Origin of the sequence: Xenorhabdus budapestensis, from assembly GCF_002632465.1 — a bacterium.
Classification (GTDB): domain Bacteria; phylum Pseudomonadota; class Gammaproteobacteria; order Enterobacterales; family Enterobacteriaceae; genus Xenorhabdus; species Xenorhabdus budapestensis.
The window spans coordinates 1-2,383 of sequence record NZ_NIBS01000073.1 but is presented as its reverse complement, the minus strand read 5'-3'; the positions used below and the strand labels follow the sequence as shown (position 1 = coordinate 2,383).

The 2,383-nt window shown below is 49.4% G+C and carries 1 protein-coding gene; it reads left to right on the top strand.

The genetic code is table 11. The features are described from left to right. Nucleotides 1–2,383, top strand: a 2,383-nt coding sequence (locus tag Xbud_RS18805; RefSeq protein ID WP_145956678.1) for a non-ribosomal peptide synthetase, incomplete at both ends; no start/stop codon positions are given.

The window sequence follows — 2,383 nt, the reverse complement described above, 5'->3', positions numbered from 1 at the left end:
GGCAGTCGGTATTGGGGCTGGAACGGGTGGGGATTGAAGATAACTTCTTCCGTATCGGCGGTAATTCCCTGCTGGCGATTAAACTGGCAGCCGCTATTCGTCATGCTCTGGCGGTGGATGTGCCATTGGTTCAGATCTTTGAGTTAAAAACAATTGCCGGACTAGCAGCCCATATGGGGCAGCAGGCTTGCACGGTGATCCCCCATGTTGAAATGGCGGATTATCCTCTGTCTTTTGTTCAGGAACGGATGCTGTTTATCGAACGTTTCGAACAAGGAACCCATGTATATCATGTTCCTTATCTTGTTCAGCTAAATGATGGAGATAGTTTGCCGTTACTGGAAATGGCAATTAATCAAGTTGTTGACCGCCATCCGGTGATGAAAACTGTGTACCGCAATGATGATGAGGGACAAGTTTATCAGCAGGTACTTGAAGAACGACTTGCTTTCAGATCACAGTCTTGTCGGAGTGCTGATGATTTTTGGCAAACGGTACGTACTGAACTGGCAACACCATTTGATCTGACGGCAGAGCCGAGCCTGCGTCTGTGTCACTATCTGTGTCACTACATGGTGGCAGAAAACCTAGTGACAGAAAACCTAGTAGCTGAAAGTCATTACCTATTCTTCATGTGGCACCATATCGCCATTGATGGCTGGTCGATCGGCATTTTTATGAATGAGCTGGAGGAGTGTTACCACGCTCTACTGGGATCCCGTAACAGTCAACTGCCTGCTTTGGAGATCAGCTATGGTGATTATGCCAGATGGCAACGCGAGTATCTGCAAGGTGACGTGAGGGAACAGCAGTTAGCATATTGGCAGCAGGTATTGGCGGATTATGAACCTCTGGCTTTGCCAACCGACAGGCCGCGACCGGCACAGGTGGATTATGAAGGTCAGAACTTTATTTTTGCGTTGGAATACGGGCTATCGGAACAACTGAGGGCATTGGCAAGGCAGCAGGAAACTACCTTATATACTGTGTTGCTCAGTGGTTTTTATGTCACGTTGGCGAGGCTGTCCGGTCAAAATGACATTGTACTGGGGATGCCTACTGACAACCGACATCATGTCCAGACTCAGCCATTAATCGGCATGTTTGTGAACTCGCTGGTACTGCGGATGCAGCTCGAACAGACCGGCAGTGTAGAAAATCTGATTAGGCAGACGCACAGCGTAGTTGCACAGGCTAAAGCTCATCAGGACATGCCATTTGAACAACTACTGGATGCACTGGCGATTGAGCGTGACACTGCCCGCCATCCCATTTTCCAGATCATGTTTGGGTTGCAGAATTTCTATGAAGACTGGTCAGCCGGTGCCAATCTGCCATTTAGTACCGTTAAATTAGAAGAGTTCCTGCATAGTCCGGCCAAATTTGATCTCAGTCTGTTTATATCCGATGACCAGCCTTACCTGACTGGTTGCATCAACTATGCGGTAAGTTTGTTTGATCAGACAACAATAACCAGAATGGCAGATCTCTACCGACGTATCCTGACCGCTTTTGTGGTGGATCAGAAGCAATCTCTCGCCACGCTTGAGGTACTGTCAGAGCAGGAACGTCATACTCTGCTCTATAGCTGGAACCAGTCGGATGCTCCATACCCGCAAGATTGCACACTCCAGCAGCAGTTTGAGGCACAGGTTGTAGCCACACCGGATAATATTGCGCTGGTGTTTGAAGGGGAGAGCCTGACTTACCGCCAGCTTAATGAGCGGGCAAACCAGTTAGCTTCTGCTATTTGTGAACACTATCAGCAGCAATACCATGCGCCGATGCCAGCTGATACCCCCGTGGCCCTGTATCTGGATCGCAGTCTGGAAATGGTGATCAGTATGCTGGCGGTACTGAAAGCGGGCGGTGCTTATGTGCCGATCTCTCCAGAATATCCCGCTGAGCGTGTCCGCTTTATTCTGGCCGATACTCAGGCTCCGTGTGTGGTGACCCAACAGCGGTATTTACCGGTATTAAAGACACACAGGCAGTATCTGCCTGTTCAGCCTGCTTTGATAGCGGCGGATGATCAGACCGTGACTGCGGGGCATCCGTCAGAAAATGCGGCCTTAATCAACCAGCCGACCGATCTGGCTTATATCATCTACACCTCAGGCACCACCGGTCAGCCAAAAGGGGTGATGGTGGAACATAGCAGTGTTCTGAATCTGACTCAGTTTATTGCCAGAACACATTCACTGGCACCACAGGTGAGAGCGCTGTTTTTCTCCAATTACGTGTTTGATGCTTCTGTCTTTGAAGTTTTTCCGGTGCTGATGTCCGGTGCTACCCTGTATATTGCTCCTGCCGCAGTAACCGGCGACAGTGAGCAACTGCTGGCGTTTATCAATCAACATAAGATCACCAAAGCCTTTATTCC